The sequence below is a fragment of the Thermodesulfobacterium hydrogeniphilum genome (assembly GCF_000746255.1).
Taxonomy (GTDB): domain Bacteria; phylum Desulfobacterota; class Thermodesulfobacteria; order Thermodesulfobacteriales; family Thermodesulfobacteriaceae; genus Thermodesulfobacterium; species Thermodesulfobacterium hydrogeniphilum.
This window is the reverse complement of the sequence record NZ_JQKW01000011.1, coordinates 17,919-32,984: the sequence shown is the minus strand read 5'-3', so window position 1 is coordinate 32,984 and position 15,066 is coordinate 17,919. Positions and strand designations below refer to the sequence as shown.

Below are 15,066 nucleotides of genomic sequence, written 5' to 3'. Positions count from 1 at the left end.
ATGTCTATTTTAAAGAAAGAAAAGACTGCTTTACAAGCTTATGAAAAGGCTAAGGGACATAGAAGAAGGGTAAAAGAAAGATTTTTAAAAGAGGGACCTGATAAATTTACAGATGAGGATCTTTTGGAACTTTTACTTATGCTTAATATTCCCTATAAAGATACAAGAAAACTCGCCAGAGAATTACTTAATCGCTATAAAACTTTGGATAAAGTTCTTGATGCCCCTTTAGAAGAGCTTTCACAAATAAAAGGCCTTAAAGAGAAATCAGCTTTACCTTTGAAAGTAATAAAAGAAGTGGCCAGAAGGTACTTAAAATGCAAAGCTTTGAATGCTGATTATTTAAGGTCACCAGAAGAGGTATATAATTATTTAAAGTATGAAATGCAAAATCTGAATAGAGAGGTTTTAAAGGTTATTTTTTTAGATTCTAAATCTAAGATCATTGAAATAGATACTTTATTTTTAGGAACTGTTACAGAAAGTGCGGTTTATCCCAGGGAGATTTTTACTAAAGCTTTAGAAAAAAAAGCGGTTTCAGTAATTTTAGCTCATAATCATCCTTCAGGTGAGATTAAGCCATCTCAACAAGATTTGAATATTACAAAAGTTTTAATTTTGGCAGGTAATTTGCTTCAAATTAAAGTTTTAGATCATATAATCATAGGAAAAGAAGGTTATTTTAGTATGGCTGAACAAGGGATTATAGAAAGTTTAGAAAAAAGCTTAAGAAGAGGATTTTTATGAAAATAAGAATTGCTAAAAAAGCAGGATTTTGCATGGGGGTAAGAAGAGCGGTTAATTTGGTTCTAAAAGCTTTAAATGAAGGAAGATATCCTATTTATACTTATGGTCCTCTTATCCATAATCCTCAAACCTTGGAGCTTTTAAATATCTTGGGAGTAAAAATTATAAAAGACACTAAAGAAGAATTTCCTTCTGGAGTATGTATTTTAAGAGCTCATGGAGTCCCTCCTGAAGAAAAAGAAGAACTTTTCAAAAAGCACAAAATTATAGATGGAACCTGCCCCAGAGTTTTAAAAGTTCAAGCTCTTGCTAAAAAAGCTGTTTCGCAAGGAAAAGAAGTGATTATCATAGGGGATAAAAATCATGCTGAGGTAAAAGGAATTCTCGGATATTGTAAAAATAAGGGCTATGTAGTGAATTCTATTGAGGATGTAGAAAAATTGCCAGAACTTAAAAACTATGTAATTCTTTCTCAAACTACCCAGAATAAAAAACTGTTTAAGGAACTTTCTGAGGCTATTCTTGATAAATATCCTAATGGTCAGATTATAAATACCATTTGCAATGCTACAGAGGTAAGACAAAATGAAGTAAGAACCTTAAGCCAGAGCTCAGATGCTATTATAGTGATCGGAGGAAAATTTAGTGCTAACACTAACAGACTTGCTGAGATTGCTAAAAAAGAAGGCAAAAAAGTATATTTAATAGAAAAACCAGAGGAATTACCTTGGGAAGAACTTAAAAATTGCAAGATCATAGGAATTACTGCAGGGGCTTCAACTCCCAACTGGCTTATAAATGAAGTGGTTGACTTTATTAAATCTAAAACCTCAAATTTTTATAGACTTTTAAAGGCTTTTTCCTTTTTGTCTCTTCTTTATACTTTAAATTTTTTATTTTTATGGTTGGGATTTTTAAATTTTATAAATTACCCTTGGAATTTTAAAACCTTTTTCCTAACTCTTTTTGTCTTTTCATTTTTAATGTTTAGGTATAATTTTTTAAATCTACAAAATCAAGAAAGCTTTAAATTTTATTATTCTGTAAAATATCTCTGTATAAATAAACACAAAACCTTAGTTAAATTTTTAATTGTATTATCAGCACTTTTAACTTTAATAGGAGCTATAGGTTACAAACCGAAAATTCTTGGTTTAGCTATAGTTTTATTCTTCTTGGATCAGATTTTATTTAAAACTTCTCTTTCTTTCTTATGGGAGTTTTTATTTTTTATAGGCTTATCCTTATATTTATATCCCTTTTGGGATATAAATTTTGCAATATTTTTTTTACAGATCATAAATATTTTATTATTCTTAAGATTATATTTGGAATTAGTATATTTTCAAACAGATGGTTTTTTACCTAAAAATTTTTTGCTTTTTTCTTTATCTTATAGAGAAAGTGTAGTATATAAACTTATGTTCTTAACAATAATTTCAGGTATTTTAATTATAATTCCTGTTATTTTTTATAATTTATCTTATCTTTTAACATTTTTAGTGTGGATTTTGGCTTATTTGCTTACAATTATTATTAAAGATAGACCTCTTGGACAAATAATTTATTTAGAAACTTTATCTATAACTTTACCTTTGGTATATTTTATTATAAGTTTGATTATAAAATAATTTAAACATGATGTTTAATGAAAAAGATCATTTTTTTATGGAAGAAGCTTTAAAAGAAGCTGAAATAGCTTTTAAAGAAGAGGAGGTTCCTGTAGGAGCTATTATAATTGGTCCTGAAGGGGAGATTATAGGAAGAGGAAGAAATCAAATGATCAAATTAAATGATCCTACAGCTCATGCTGAAATTATTGCTATAAAAGAGGCCTGCCAAAACTTAGGGAATTATAGATTGCTCGGTTGCAAAATGTATGTTACTTTGGAACCCTGTCCTATGTGTGCCTATGCTCTTGTTCTTGCAAGGATAGAAGAACTAATTTTTGCTACAAAAGATAAAAAAACAGGAGCTTGCGGAAGTATTTATAACATAGTGCAAGATCAGAGATTAAATCACAGACTTAAAATAAGAGAAGGGCTTCTAAAAGAAAAGGCTCAAAATATTTTAAAAAATTTTTTTAAATTAAAAAGGTAGAAAAATCTTTTTTATTGTTTAAATTATTTAAACCGATATCTTCTTTCCAAATTTCCACTCTATTTTTTCCCAATCTTTTAGCTTGATACATAGCTTTATCAGCTTTTTCAATTGTTGAAAACAGATCATCTCCTGGATGGTAGCAGGCAACACCTATGCTTACTGTAATATGTATATCAGGATACCCTTTGATTTTTATTTTTTCAACTTTCTTTCTTAAACGCTCTGCAACAATTTTGCCTGTTTTAAGATCGCATCTATAAGCAATTACCAAAAATTCTTCCCCTCCATATCTTATTACTTCATCACTTATTTTAACATTATTTTTAATGGTTTTAGCCACGTTTTTTAATACCACATCTCCTAAAAGATGTCCATAGGTATCGTTAATATTTTTAAAATTGTCCAAATCTATCATTAAAACAGAAATTGAACCTTTAGATTTTTTTAATTTTTGTTTAACCAGATCTAAATATAATCTATTATTAACCTCAGTAAGGGGATCTAAATAGATCACTTCAGGAACTGATTTTACTATATTTCTTAAGCTAAGAATTCCTATCAATTTATTTTTATTATTAATTACAGGAATATGACTTATATCAAACTTGTTCATTAAGGTCAGAGCTTCTGTAAAGGATTTATTTGCAGAGATAGTTATCAAAGATTTTTTAGTTTTATTAAGAGCTTTTAAGATATTTTTGATGTAAGAAGGAGAAGGTTGAATTAAAAATATTTTTGGTAAATCTCTAAGAGTGATTATATGGATAGGTTCATTATTATCATTTATAATAATGACGCTCCCTACCTCAGTATCTGAAAAGCATTTAATTAAATCCTGAATTGTATTGTCAGGTTTTAGAGTAATGAGATCAGTTTCCATTATGTCTTTTACTTTCATTAAAAAACTCCTTTGATTTGCGATTTTAAAATTTTTATTTGAATATATAATTATAATATAAAAGATTTAAAAATTCAAAGATAATTTTAAAAAATTAATTAAAAAATTTTATTATAAATATACTAAAGTTTTAAAAAAGGAGGAGTGCCCGAGTGGACGAAGGGGGCCGACTCGAAATCGGCTGTGCAGATTAAAGTCTGCACCGCGGGTTCGAATCCCGCCTCCTCCGTCAATATTTTATTATGTCTCCAAAAAAAATTATAAAAAGCAAAGAAAACAAAATTTTTAAATTTTTAAAAGCTTTGATTAATTCTCACACTAGAAAAAAACAAAAAGCCTTTTTATTAGAAGGTTTTGTTTTTGTAAAAGAGGCTATACAAAATAATGCTCCTGTAATTTTAATTGGAATAGGTGAAGAACTTGAAAAAACAGAAAAAGCTAAAGAGATTATAAAACTTGCGAAATCAAAAAATATTCCTGTTTATATTTTTTCTGATAATCTTATAAAAGAAATTTCATATACAGAAGCTCCTCAAGGTATAATATCTGCTATAAAACAACCTGAAAAATTTAAAAAAGAAGAAGTTTTTCAAGCTAAAGCTAATACAATTTTAATTTTGGAGTCTATACAGGATCCAAGTAATGTGGGAGCTATAATAAGAGTAGCTGATGCTGCCGGAGTTAAAGCAATTTTCTACACTAAAGGTACTGCCGATCCTTATACTCCTAAAGCAGTCCGTAGTAGTGCAGGAAGTATTCTTCATCTTCCAGTTTTGCCTGTAGAATCTATAAAAGAAATTATTCTCCAACTTAAAAAAGAAAATTTTCAGATTATAGGAACTGTAGCAAAAAATGGAATTAATCTTTTTGAAGTGAATTTTTCAGATAAGGTAGCTTTAATCTTGGGAAATGAGGCTAAAGGTCTTTCTAAAGAGGCTAAAAATTTAGCAGATAAAAATCTTACTATTCCTGTATTTGGCAAAGCTCAGTCTTTAAATGTAGCTGTGGCAACAGGTATAATTCTTTATGAAATTTTACATCAGAGATTTTATATAGTTAAATCCTAAATCAAAGGCTTTTAAATTCATCTCATGCAACTTTTCAGGTAAAAGGGTTAAAAGAGTTTCTTTTAAACTTTTAGGAGATACAGGAAAAAGTCCTAAAGCAGAAGAGGCACCCAGCATAACTATGTTTAAGGCTTTTCCTGAGCCTGCTTCTTTAGCAAGGTCTTCTCCAGGTATAAAAAATATTTTAGAAAAATAGTCTTTTATTTTTTCAAAAAAAGGGCTTAAATCAGGATAGGTGGCAGAACCCTCTTTTACTGAGAGAGGTAAAACTGGATTTTTACTTATAATAAAAACGGTATTCTTTTGGGTTCTTTTTATAAATCTAAGAGCTTCTGCAGGTTCAAAAGCAATTAAAAAATCTGCTTCTCCTTCGGAGACATAAGGAGATTTTCCATAAATACAAATAGAGCTCTCTACTACACCTCCTCTTTGTGCCATCCCATGAATTTCAGAAACTATAATAGGTATGTTTTCTTTTACACATGCTTCCCCTAAAACTCTGGTAAAAAGTATAATTCCTTGCCCCCCTACTCCAACTACTAATCCTTTTATTTTTTTCATAATTATTTCTCCTTTTGAATTTTTGTTTTGTATAAAATACAGGGTGCTTTAGCTATTATTACAGAAAGTTCTTTCTTTTCAAGAAGAGGTTTAATCAGTTTTTTGGTTTCCTCTTTTTTATAAGGATTAATCTCTACATAAGGAATATCTAATGCTTCCACGATCTTTTTAATAGGAATAATAGGATGATCTTTTAAAAAAGCAGATTTTAATTCCTGAGAAGGAACAGGTTGATGACCTGTCATAGCTGTGGTTTGATTATCAAGAACTACTAAAGTAAAGTTATGAAGATTATATTTAGCATTTACTAAAGAGGGAAGACCAGCATGGAAAAAGGTGGAATCTCCAATAAAAGCCACTATTTTTTGCTCTGTAGCTACATCAAAGCCACAGGAAGTGCCTATACTTGAGCCCATACAAAGAAGATAATCTGCCATTTTAAGAGGAGGCATAATACCAAGGGTATAACATCCAATATCTGTAGGATAAATGGTATTTTCTTCTATACCCAGCTCTTGAAGAATTTCTTTTATAAGTTTATAGGTTTCTCTATGAGGGCATCCAGGACAAAGGGTGGGCGGTCTTTGAGGAAGATCTGAAGAAAAATCAAAAGGAGGTATATCAACTTTAATTTCTTCTTTTTTAAAAGCCTTTGAAATAGCATTTTTAATCTGATAAGGAGTAAATTCAAAATTTCTTGGAAAGAAACCTTCTGTCTTACCAAGGATTTTAGTATTTAATGCATGATTATAGGCTGTAATTCTTAATTGTTCTTCTAAATAGAGTTCAAGTTCTTCTACTACTAAACAGGTTTCAACATGAGATAAAAATTCTTTAGCCAGTTTTTCAGGAAAGGGATGGGTAAAGGTTAAAAGAAGCAGAGACACATCTTCAGACATGCCAAGCTCTTCTAAAGCATCAAGTACATAATTAATGGATACTCCTGAAGCACAAATGCCATATTTACCTTTTAGAATAAGTTTATTCAATTTGAAATTTTCTGCTAAAACCTGAGCTTCATTTAATTTTTGCAATAATATTTTATGCCTTTCTCTGGCAACAGCAGGAACAGGGACAAATCTCCTGATATCTTTCTCAAAGTGCCCTTTTACAAAATTTTTATAAAATTCCCAAGGTATAGAGGCCACTTCAACTGTGCTTCTGGCATGAGAAACTCTGGTGGTTGTTCTTAAAAGAACAGGAAGTTCCAATTTTTCTGAGATTTCAAAGGCATGTTTAGTTAATTCATAGGCAGACTGAGGATCAAAAGGCTCAAGCATAGGTATCTGAGCTAATCTGGCATAATAACGATTATCTTGTTCATTTTGGCTGGAGTGACAGGAAGGATCATCTGCTGTAACAACTACCAATCCCCCTTTAACCCCTATATATCCTAAGGTCATAAAAGCATCACTTGCTACATTTAACCCCACATGTTTCATACAAGTAAGAGCTCTTAATCCACAAGCAGATGCTGCTCCAACTATTTCCATAGCTACTTTTTCATTAGTAGCAAACTCAAAATAAAATCCTGGTAAATCAATTTGAATCTGAAAAAGATTATTGGCAATTTCTGAAGAAGGTGTTCCAGGATAGGCAGAAGCAATTCTTAACTGGCTTTCTATAGAAGCTCTTGCTATAGCCTCATTTCCTAAAAGGAATTTTTTAGTATTTTCATCTTTAAGCAAAAAATGCATAAAATCCCTCCTCAGGACTACTTAAAAACTTAATTAGAAAAATAAGTATAATAAAAATTTTAAAAATTTCAAAGAAAAAACTCTAAGGAGATTAGAATTTATTTATTTTTGAATATTGAATAATAATGAAGAACATTTTTTACAAAATTTTGTGTTTCTGGAAAAGGAGGTATGCCTTTATAAGCTTTAACTTTCTTTGGACCTGCATGATAGGCTGCTAAAGCAAGAGACAAATCTTTAAATTCATCTAAAAGTTGTTTAAAATACATAGCTCCACCTTTCAAATTTTCTACAGGATCAAAAGGATCTTTAATTCTTAAGGATTTGATAGTGGAAGGCATGAGTTGCATAAGGCCAAGAGCTCCTTTGGGTGAAATAGCTTTAGGATTAAAAGAAGACTCCACTTTAGCAATTGCTTTTAATAAAGCTGGATCCAAAGAAAAAGACTTCCCTATTTTTTCAAACCACTCCTCATAAGGTATTTTTATAGAAGAATTTTTTCTTTCCTTTATAATAAGTTTGCATTTTTCATTTAAAGATAGTTTTTTATAATTAGTAAAAAATATTTCCCCTGTTTCAGGATCAATACATTTGTAAATATGAGGGAAAGCTTTAGAATATCCACTCAAAAAGAAAATGCATAAAAGAAATATTTTCCATTTCATTTTTTAATAAAATTTTTTTAATAAAATTTTTTAAGAGATTTTAAAAGCTATTATAATGTTTTAAAAGATAATTGAAAAGAGACAAAAAGATAGATAATTATTTGATTTTGGAAGCTTCAATTTTCTTTTTTAAGACCTCTGCCATGCTTTTCATTTCTTTTTGAACATCCCCACAAATGACTATAAATTTTTCAATTTTTCTATAAATGGGTAAAAATCTATAAATTTGTTTATAAAATAACCAGGCTAATAAATAGCATATCAGAAAAACAAAAATATAATTTGCTTGACTTCCTATAAAAGGGATTGAAACTGGTAAAGGGAATTTAATTTCTCCAAACCTGAATTGCAACCAGGCAAGTATAAAAGGTAGAATAACTAATAGACTTATAGATTGAGCTATATTCAAAAAGAAAAGTTTTCCAAAATATTCATTAGCTTCCTTATTAAAAAGATGAAATTTTTCAGAATCTTTTTTTTCTAAAGCTTCTACAGATAAATTATACCACTTAATCAGTTCTTCATTTAAACTTTTTATATATGAGCGATTTATATAAAAAACAAAGCCTAATAATAGTTTACCAATTAGTAGAGCTGTGAAGCTTAAAATAAAAGTTCCCAAAAAATAAGCCCAGACAGGATTTTTAAAAATGAAATAGAAAAATTTATAGGGTATGATAAATATTTTATCAATTATGAATAAAAATTTGAGATAATAGAATTCAAAATTTCCAAGCATTTTTACCTCCTAAAATAATACAAGCCCTGAGATTGTTTTCTCAGGGCTTGTATTTGGAATACAAAAAGATAATAATTAATAAGGAGGAACTATACTTCTTCCAAAAAACCCTTTAGTGGTATAACGTAATCCTACGTATATAGCCAAGAGTACAAATAAACGTTTTAACCATATATCAGGAATGTATCTTTGAGTGCGAGGTCCTATCATGGATCCAATAAATATACCAGCAAGTTCAGTTCCAATAAGTGGCCACCAGACCATTACACCTTTAGCTACCATATAAGTAAATATACCAACTATCATTTTTATCATAACTATAAATGCAGAGGTTCCTGCTACAATAAACATAGGTAATTTAACAATATCTGTCATAAAAGGTACTAATAAGAATCCGCCACCTATACCTAAGAATACGGCAATAGTTGCAATTGCTGCACCGCCTATAGCAGCAAGTAAAGGATTAAATTTGAATTCTACTCCTGCAAAGGTAAAAACACATTCAGTTAATCCAAATTTTATAATCTTAACTCCTTCTACAGTTTCTCCTTTTTTAGCAGCTTCTTCAAAGCGTTTAGCAGCTTCTCTTGCTGCTTTTCTTTTGGCTCTGGCTCTTTCAGTTGTTCCATACCACATAAAACCAGCTACAACAAAAACAGCTAAACCAAAATACCCTATATATTCTTTTAAACTGATTTTTCCAGCTGTAAGTTCAGCTATAAATACTGCACCTCCTACAGCTCCAATAGCCATTGCAATAGCAAGAGGAGCTACAATTCTTTTCATACGCCAATAATTAAAAGAAGAAATCAAAGCACTTAATCCAACTAAAAACATATTAGAAACACGGATAGTATCTGTAAGAAATTTGTTTAAAGCAGAATTTGTCTTTTTAAATGAACTTGCATAATTGCCTAATCCATAAATTGTAATATGTCCTACTCCAGCCATGATTCCGCCAAAGGCTCCTACTGTAGAAAAGATCCATCCTACCCAGAGAGCCCATAGAAAAGCAATGAGTAAGTTTGGTTTTGGGGCTCCAGGAATTCCTAAATATCCTTTTGGAGCTTTTGGATCAATACAACCTTTTTTTAAAGTTGCACTACATACAGGGGTTTTTTCAATCAATTTGGCTAATTTTCCAGAGAGACCTAAATTATTTAAAGTTTTTGATTGATGGTTAGAAGTTACAGCAGTTGAGGTAGAGAGTTTTTGCACTTTCTCAGCTTTGACAGATGAGGTGCTTAACCAATAAATCCATAAACAAGAAAAAATAACAAAAATGCATACTACTACAGGTTTAAATTTTTTTAAAAAACTAAATTGTAATTTCATAGAACCTCCTCCTTTCTTCCCAGCCTGATTTTTCTTTAATTCTTCTGGGTAAATGTTTTATTGAGATTATTCCTGAAGGAGAAAGAACTACGGCTCTTTCAATTACATGAGCCAATTCCCTTATATTTCCAGGCCAATCATAACTCATTAAAGCATCCATAACTTCGGGTTCTAAATTGGGGATGGGTTTATTATTTTCTTTAGCATATTTATTTAAAAAATGTTGGACTAATAAAGGAATATCCTCTTTTCTTTCTCTAAGTGGTGGCAAATGAATTCTGACCACATTTAGTCGCCAGTATAAATCCTCTCTAAAAGCCCCTTCTTTAACAGCCCTTTCTAAATCTTGATTTGTAGCAGAGATAATTCTTACATCAACTTTTATCTTATTTAAACTTCCCAGACGCTGAATTTCTTTTTCTTGCAAGAATCTTAAAAATTTTTTTTGTAGATTTAAAGGGAGTTCTCCTATTTCATCTAAGAACAGGGGTCCTCCATTAGCAAGTTCAATAAGACCTTTCTTCTTTTCTGTTGCTCCTGTAAAAGCCCCTTTTTCATAACCGAATAATTCACTCTCTAAAAGATTTTCAGGAATGGTAGTGCAATCTACTACTACAAAAGGTTTGTTTTTGCGAAGAGAATGTTTATAAATAGCTCTTGCTATTAATTCTTTTCCTGTACCACTCTCACCTGTAATAAGAACATTTGCATTACTCTTAGCTACCATTTCAATTATATAAAACACTTCTCTAATAGCTTTGCTTCTTCCAATTATTTCTGGAAATTTTTTTTCATAAGAAGAATAATCCAAAGGTATAGTATGTTTTGTGGCGGCTTCTTTTATAACATCTATTAATAAGTCAGGATCAACAGGTTTGACTAAATAATGGAAAGCTTCTAATTTCATAGCTTCTACAGCTTTTTCAATGGTTCCAAAAGCAGTAAGAATGACTATAGGAATGTGATAGTTTTTTTCTTTTAACCATTTCAGCATTTCAATTCCATTCATTCCAGGAAGACGGTAATCTAATAGAATACAGTTAGGAGTTATATTATGAAGTTTGCCAATTCCTTCTTCAGCGGTTTTCGCTGTTATTACTTCAAAACCAGACTTTTCTAAAATAGCAGAAATAGCTTTTAAACTATTTATTTCATCATCTATAAAAAGAATTTTAGGCTTCATATCTCAGAGGCAACTTAATTATAAATTCTGTTCCTTTTCCTACCTCGCTTTTAACTTCAATTTTTCCATGATGTTCTCTAATAATCCGTTCTACACAAGCTAATCCCAAACCAGAACCAGTAACCTTAGTAGTAAAAAAAAGGGTTCAAAAATTTTATCAAGCTGATCTTTTGATATCCCTATACCAGTATCTTTTATAATTATTTTAACATTATTTCCTTCTTTTTCGGTTTTAACTAAAATAATATCCCCTCTTTTTGTAGCGTCTTCAGCATTTAGCAATAAATTTAATATAGCCTGTTTTATTTGGGAAGAATCAAAATAAAACTCAGGAATTTTAAAATCAAAATCTGTTTTTAATATTTTACCGTTTTCTTCAACTTCAGGTTGAATTAATTTTACTACCTCTTTTAAAATAGCATTAATATCATTTTTTTCAAGCTTTAAAGGTAAAGATCTGGCATAGGCGAGGAATCCGCTTATTAGTTCATTTAATCTTTCAACTTCTTTATCAATAATAGATAAAAATTCAGTTAGAACCTTCCCTTTAAAATTGGCTTTTAAATAAGAAGAAGCAGCTTTGATAGCATTTAAAGGATTTTTATTTCATGAGTTACCACCATTGCCATTTCAGCTATAGCTGAAGACTTTTCTAACTTAAGTTTTTCTAAATTGCTCTTTTCAAGTTCTATTAAATAATGTTTTAATTTAATTATCATTTCATTAAAAGTTTCTATAAGATATCCAATTTCATCTCCACAAGAGATTTTATAAACAAAGCATTCATGGCAATCTATGTTATACCTTTTTTTACATATTTTAGGAGCTTCAAAAATTAACCAACATCTTGTTTTACCGTAAGCAGGACAATTAATTTCATTACATTTATAAAAATCCTTGCAAACTATTAAATTTTCATTTTCACACAATTTAAGTTTATCAGTTCGCAAATTAGCCATTTTTTCCTTGAGTTTGGAAAGGGGTTTTGTTAGTGTGTTAGCAAGAAAATAAGAAAAGAATAAAGTCAAAAGCAATATACCAGCAGAGATTATAAAAATATATTTTCTAAGTTTTTGAAAAGAATTTTTTATATAATTATTTATACTCTCTTCTGAAATACCAACTCTTATGATTCCCAAAGGATAGTCTTCTTTAAAAATGGGAATATTAATGATTTTTATTTTAGATTTTTCTTTTTCCCAATATTTAAAAGTAGCAGGTTCAATTTTAATGTAGGTTCCAAGTTCTTTATGATCACTATGAGCAAGAATTCTACCATTTAAATCCGCAATCATTATATATTTAACTCCGGGATTTTGCATTAAAAAGATATTTTTTCATCAAGCTTCAGAGGATCTAAGAATACAATATAATCTATGATCTCATAAGCAAGAGCATTTAAATGAGATCTTAATCTATTGTAAATTTCTTTTTTGAGAGTTTGTTCTTGATAACTCAAAATAAGGAAATCTATTAGAAAAACCAAAGAAATAATTATAGCAAAAGATGATACAAAAATTTTCTTTCTAATACTAAGACGTTTCCAAGATATTTCCAAATTTTTAAAAAGTTTAATAGGTCTTGTTTGCCAATTTTTTAAGAAATTTATAATTTTCATCAGAGGCCAGTCCAAATCCTTTGATATTAGCTTTTTTAAGAACTTCTTTATTCTTAAGGTGTATTAGTAAATCTTTCACTTTTTTGCAAGTTTGGGATCCACATTTACTGCACAAAAAGGCCAATTAGGAAGATAATCTGTAAAAGCCAGAACTTTTATCTTGGACATATCTACTTCCTTAGAAAAAACTGAAAGAGCAGATTCTCTTACAAATCCGGCATCTGCTTCCTCTTTATAAACTCCTATTATCACTTTCTCTTGTCTTTTAGCATCTATAAGTTTAAAATCTTTATACACATTAAATCCCCTTTTTTCTAAAAAAATCTTTTGTGCTAAAAATCCTCCTGCAGAATAGGGAGAAACAATAAATATTTTTTTTCCTTTTAAATCTTTTATGGAATTTATATTACCTCCCTTTTTACAATAATAACTCCTCTAAAAGTATCTCCACCGCAGACCCTTTTTTTTATGTTCAAAAACACATTCCTCTCCCACAGTTATAGCTAAAACCTTTAAAGGATATTTTTTAGATATAATAGCATAAACATAAGGATTTTGATAAGAAAAATGAACCTTTCCTTGGCTAACAATTTTTATAAATTCTTCAAAATTTTTAGGAATAACCATTTTAAATTCATACCCTGTTTTTTCTGAAAGATATCTCATAAGAGGATCAAATTTTTTGTAAATAGTTAAAGGGCTATAAAGAGGGAGAATGGCAACTTTTATAGTATTTTTAGGATATTCTATATAATCTTTGCCTTTAAAATTGCGTATCAAAACCCTTATATAATCAAAGTCTCTGTCTTCAGCAAAAACAAATTTTTCAATATTAAAAGCTTTTAAAACATCTTTATTTATATCTTTTAACAATAAATTTTTTATCTTATTTTTTTCTTCAAAATCAATTCTTGTAGCAATAAGAAACTTAGGAGTGGGTTCTGATTTTTTGATTATTTTAAGACCATCTTTTAAATATTTATTAGCTATAGGTTCACTTAAAGCTCCTACTTCATATTCTCCTATAAGAACAAAAAGAGCAATTCTATCTTCATTTTTTATAGTAGCCACTTCCTTAAAATCTTTTAAAGATAATCCCACATCTTTTAACATGGAAAGAGGAATTAAATAACTAAAAGAGGACCTTTCATCTCCCAAAGCACTTTTTTTATTTATTGCATCAAAAATTCTATCTATGTGAAAACTATTTTTAGTTATAAAAACACTAGTTATTTCTCCTTCTCCCCCTTCAGGTTTTACTAAAGGAATAATATATCTATGTAATTTCCATCTTATTTCACAATAAGTAGCAGGATCCAAAATCAAAAGATCTATCTTTTTATTTTTTATTTTTTGATAATATTCATTAAAATCCTGTGATATTTCAATTTTTACAGGTCTTTTTAATTTACTTTCTAAAAAGTTTTTAAGAGGATATAATGTGTTTAAAATGTTCTTAGGAGAGTCCTGAGATAAAATACCTATAACTATCGCAGGACCTTTCAAAACATTAGTTTGAGATTTTTTAACCTGTTTAGAATCAGTATTACAACTATTTAGACACAAAATGAAAAAATTTAGAACCAAAAATAAATTTTTGATTTTTTTAAACATTTGTTCTGAATTTAAAATTTTTTATTGACAAATCAAGAGTATTTTTAATTTTACATTTTTAAAATTATGCAGTATAATTAATTATAAAAAGTAATATTAAAAATTTTAAACAGGAGAGTAATATGTGTAAAGAATGTGGTTGTGGTATTACTGAGACTTCAGATAAAAAAGCCATAGAAGTTTTTGAGGACATTTTAAAATACAACCAATTCCAGGCCAAGCATAATAGAGAACATTTTGAAACTTACAAAATTTATGCTATCAATTTAATGAGTGCTCCTGGAGCTGGTAAAACTACTCTTTTGGAAAAGACTCTGGAACTTTTAAAGGATAAATATCGCCTTGGTGTAATAGAGGGTGATTTAGAGACAGAAAGAGATGCAGAAAGAATTAGACAGAAAGGCATTCCTGTTTATCAAATAACCACAGGCAGTGCTTGTCACTTAGATGCTTCTTTAGTTCATAAAGCTATGCATCATCTTCCTATGGATCAGATAGATATTTTATTTGTTGAAAATATAGGTAATCTCGTCTGTCCTGCCAATTATGATCTGGGGACACATTTAAATGTAACCCTTCTCTCAGTTCCTGAAGGGGAAGATAAACCTGAAAAGTATCCACTTATTTTTAAATCTTCAGAATTAATAGTTATAACCAAAATTGATTTACTTCCTTATTTTGATTTTAATTTGGATAGAGTAAAAGAGCAGATAAAAAGAATTAATCCTCAAGCTAAAGTTATGGCTTTATCTTCTAAAACAGGAGAAGGTTTTGAAGATTGGATTGATTTTGTAGAAAACAAGCTCAAAGAATATCGTCAGAAATTGGTTTAAAGGGAA

General features: G+C 29.5%; 16 protein-coding genes, 1 tRNA gene and 2 pseudogenes. 6 read left to right on the top strand and 13 right to left on the bottom strand.

Going from position 1 to position 15,066, the window contains the following annotated elements; translation table 11 throughout:
* Genes radC through tadA form a run of 3 tightly spaced genes read left to right on the top strand, consistent with a single transcriptional unit; the run spans position 1 to position 2,847 of the window.
* Positions 1-747, top strand: coding sequence for a RadC family protein (radC, locus tag CC87_RS06435; protein WP_038057357.1), 747 nt, complete (start codon positions 1-3; stop codon positions 745-747).
* Positions 744-2,378 carry a 4-hydroxy-3-methylbut-2-enyl diphosphate reductase gene (ispH, locus tag CC87_RS08725; RefSeq protein WP_051920675.1) on the top strand — a complete coding sequence of 545 codons (1,635 nt, stop codon included), beginning with the start codon at positions 744-746 and terminating at the stop codon, positions 2,376-2,378. The genes radC and ispH overlap by 4 nt, the downstream gene beginning before the upstream one ends.
* A 7-nt stretch (positions 2,379-2,385) precedes the next feature.
* Positions 2,386-2,847, top strand: coding sequence for a tRNA adenosine(34) deaminase TadA (gene tadA, locus CC87_RS06425; protein ID WP_245605495.1), 462 nt, complete (start codon positions 2,386-2,388; stop codon positions 2,845-2,847).
* On the opposite strand, the gene CC87_RS08720 is transcribed toward tadA, so the two are convergent.
* Positions 2,831-3,748, bottom strand: a complete 918-nt coding sequence (locus CC87_RS08720; protein ID WP_051920673.1) for a GGDEF domain-containing protein — start codon at positions 3,746-3,748, stop codon at positions 2,831-2,833. The two genes, tadA and CC87_RS08720, sit on opposite strands and share 17 nt — an antisense overlap.
* A gap of 138 nt (positions 3,749-3,886) precedes the next feature.
* Here CC87_RS08720 and CC87_RS06415 point away from each other — a divergent pair.
* Positions 3,887-3,977 (top strand) — tRNA-Ser (locus CC87_RS06415).
* Positions 3,978-3,990: 13 nt separating this feature from the next.
* Positions 3,991-4,815, top strand: coding sequence for a 23S rRNA (guanosine(2251)-2'-O)-methyltransferase RlmB (gene rlmB / locus CC87_RS06410; protein WP_038057354.1), 825 nt, complete (start codon positions 3,991-3,993; stop codon positions 4,813-4,815).
* Here the strand turns inward: rlmB and CC87_RS06405 are convergent.
* The 12 genes and pseudogenes from CC87_RS06405 to CC87_RS08915 form a co-directional block, all read right to left on the bottom strand.
* Positions 4,783-5,376 carry an indolepyruvate oxidoreductase subunit beta gene (locus tag CC87_RS06405; protein WP_038057353.1) on the bottom strand — a complete coding sequence of 198 codons (594 nt, stop codon included), beginning with the start codon at positions 5,374-5,376 and terminating at the stop codon, positions 4,783-4,785. The two genes, rlmB and CC87_RS06405, sit on opposite strands and share 33 nt — an antisense overlap.
* Before the next feature lie 2 nt (positions 5,377-5,378).
* Entirely contained in the window at positions 5,379-7,073 is a 1,695-nt protein-coding gene (iorA, locus tag CC87_RS06400; RefSeq protein WP_038057351.1) for an indolepyruvate ferredoxin oxidoreductase subunit alpha, read from the bottom strand.
* Positions 7,074-7,171: 98 nt separating this feature from the next.
* Entirely contained in the window at positions 7,172-7,738 is a 567-nt protein-coding gene (locus CC87_RS08715; RefSeq protein WP_051920671.1) for a lytic transglycosylase domain-containing protein, read from the bottom strand.
* A 97-nt stretch (positions 7,739-7,835) separates the two neighbouring features.
* The gene (locus tag CC87_RS06390; protein WP_038057350.1) at positions 7,836-8,477 is read right to left on the bottom strand and encodes a hypothetical protein; all 642 of its coding nucleotides are present in this window, start codon (positions 8,475-8,477) and stop codon (positions 7,836-7,838) included.
* A gap of 75 nt (positions 8,478-8,552) precedes the next feature.
* Positions 8,553-9,812 carry a sulfite exporter TauE/SafE family protein gene (locus CC87_RS06385; RefSeq protein ID WP_038057348.1) on the bottom strand — a complete coding sequence of 420 codons (1,260 nt, stop codon included), beginning with the start codon at positions 9,810-9,812 and terminating at the stop codon, positions 8,553-8,555.
* Positions 9,796-10,995 carry a sigma-54-dependent transcriptional regulator gene (locus CC87_RS06380; protein WP_084222224.1) on the bottom strand — a complete coding sequence of 400 codons (1,200 nt, stop codon included), beginning with the start codon at positions 10,993-10,995 and terminating at the stop codon, positions 9,796-9,798. The genes CC87_RS06385 and CC87_RS06380 overlap by 17 nt, the downstream gene beginning before the upstream one ends.
* Positions 10,985-11,104 (bottom strand): ATP-binding protein, encoded by a 120-nt coding sequence (locus CC87_RS09340; protein ID WP_169740277.1) that lies wholly within the window; start codon positions 11,102-11,104, stop codon positions 10,985-10,987. Before CC87_RS09340 ends, CC87_RS06380 begins: the two co-directional genes overlap by 11 nt.
* On the bottom strand, positions 11,095-11,277 hold the full coding sequence (locus tag CC87_RS09335; RefSeq protein ID WP_169740276.1) for an ATP-binding protein: 183 nt from the start codon (positions 11,275-11,277) through the stop codon (positions 11,095-11,097). Before CC87_RS09335 ends, CC87_RS09340 begins: the two co-directional genes overlap by 10 nt.
* Positions 11,278-11,511: 234 nt before the next feature.
* A pseudogene (locus tag CC87_RS09375) lies at positions 11,512-11,580 on the bottom strand (hypothetical protein); the annotation flags it as partial.
* Between the two features lie 5 nt (positions 11,581-11,585).
* Entirely contained in the window at positions 11,586-12,290 is a 705-nt protein-coding gene (locus CC87_RS09120; protein WP_169740275.1) for a hypothetical protein, read from the bottom strand.
* A 26-nt stretch (positions 12,291-12,316) separates the two neighbouring features.
* Positions 12,317-12,613, bottom strand: coding sequence for a hypothetical protein (locus tag CC87_RS09115; protein WP_169740274.1), 297 nt, complete (start codon positions 12,611-12,613; stop codon positions 12,317-12,319).
* 75 nt (positions 12,614-12,688) lie between these two features.
* Positions 12,689-14,227: pseudogene (locus CC87_RS08915) on the bottom strand (phosphate/phosphite/phosphonate ABC transporter substrate-binding protein).
* A gap of 122 nt (positions 14,228-14,349) precedes the next feature.
* Between CC87_RS08915 and hypB the strand changes: the two are divergent.
* Positions 14,350-15,060, top strand: a complete 711-nt coding sequence (gene hypB, locus CC87_RS06360; protein WP_038057345.1) for a hydrogenase nickel incorporation protein HypB — start codon at positions 14,350-14,352, stop codon at positions 15,058-15,060.
* Positions 15,061-15,066 lie beyond the last annotated feature (6 nt).

Coding starts and splice junctions, on each gene's coding strand:
- ispH (WP_051920675.1), top strand. CDS start 744: ATGAAAATAAGAATTGCTAAAAAAGCAGGATTTTGCATGGGGGTAAGA.
- iorA (WP_038057351.1), bottom strand. CDS start 7,073: ATGCATTTTTTGCTTAAAGATGAAAATACTAAAAAATTCCTTTTAGGA.
- CC87_RS08720 (WP_051920673.1), bottom strand. CDS start 3,748: ATGAAAGTAAAAGACATAATGGAAACTGATCTCATTACTCTAAAACCT.
- CC87_RS06390 (WP_038057350.1), bottom strand. CDS start 8,477: ATGCTTGGAAATTTTGAATTCTATTATCTCAAATTTTTATTCATAATT.
- rlmB (WP_038057354.1), top strand. CDS start 3,991: ATGTCTCCAAAAAAAATTATAAAAAGCAAAGAAAACAAAATTTTTAAA.
- tadA (WP_245605495.1), top strand. CDS start 2,386: ATGATGTTTAATGAAAAAGATCATTTTTTTATGGAAGAAGCTTTAAAA.
- CC87_RS09120 (WP_169740275.1), bottom strand. CDS start 12,290: ATGATTGCGGATTTAAATGGTAGAATTCTTGCTCATAGTGATCATAAA.
- CC87_RS09115 (WP_169740274.1), bottom strand. CDS start 12,613: ATGAAAATTATAAATTTCTTAAAAAATTGGCAAACAAGACCTATTAAA.
- CC87_RS06385 (WP_038057348.1), bottom strand. CDS start 9,812: ATGAAATTACAATTTAGTTTTTTAAAAAAATTTAAACCTGTAGTAGTA.
- CC87_RS08715 (WP_051920671.1), bottom strand. CDS start 7,738: ATGAAATGGAAAATATTTCTTTTATGCATTTTCTTTTTGAGTGGATAT.
- radC (WP_038057357.1), top strand. CDS start 1: ATGTCTATTTTAAAGAAAGAAAAGACTGCTTTACAAGCTTATGAAAAG.
- CC87_RS06405 (WP_038057353.1), bottom strand. CDS start 5,376: ATGAAAAAAATAAAAGGATTAGTAGTTGGAGTAGGGGGGCAAGGAATT.
- CC87_RS06380 (WP_084222224.1), bottom strand. CDS start 10,995: ATGAAGCCTAAAATTCTTTTTATAGATGATGAAATAAATAGTTTAAAA.
- hypB (WP_038057345.1), top strand. CDS start 14,350: ATGTGTAAAGAATGTGGTTGTGGTATTACTGAGACTTCAGATAAAAAA.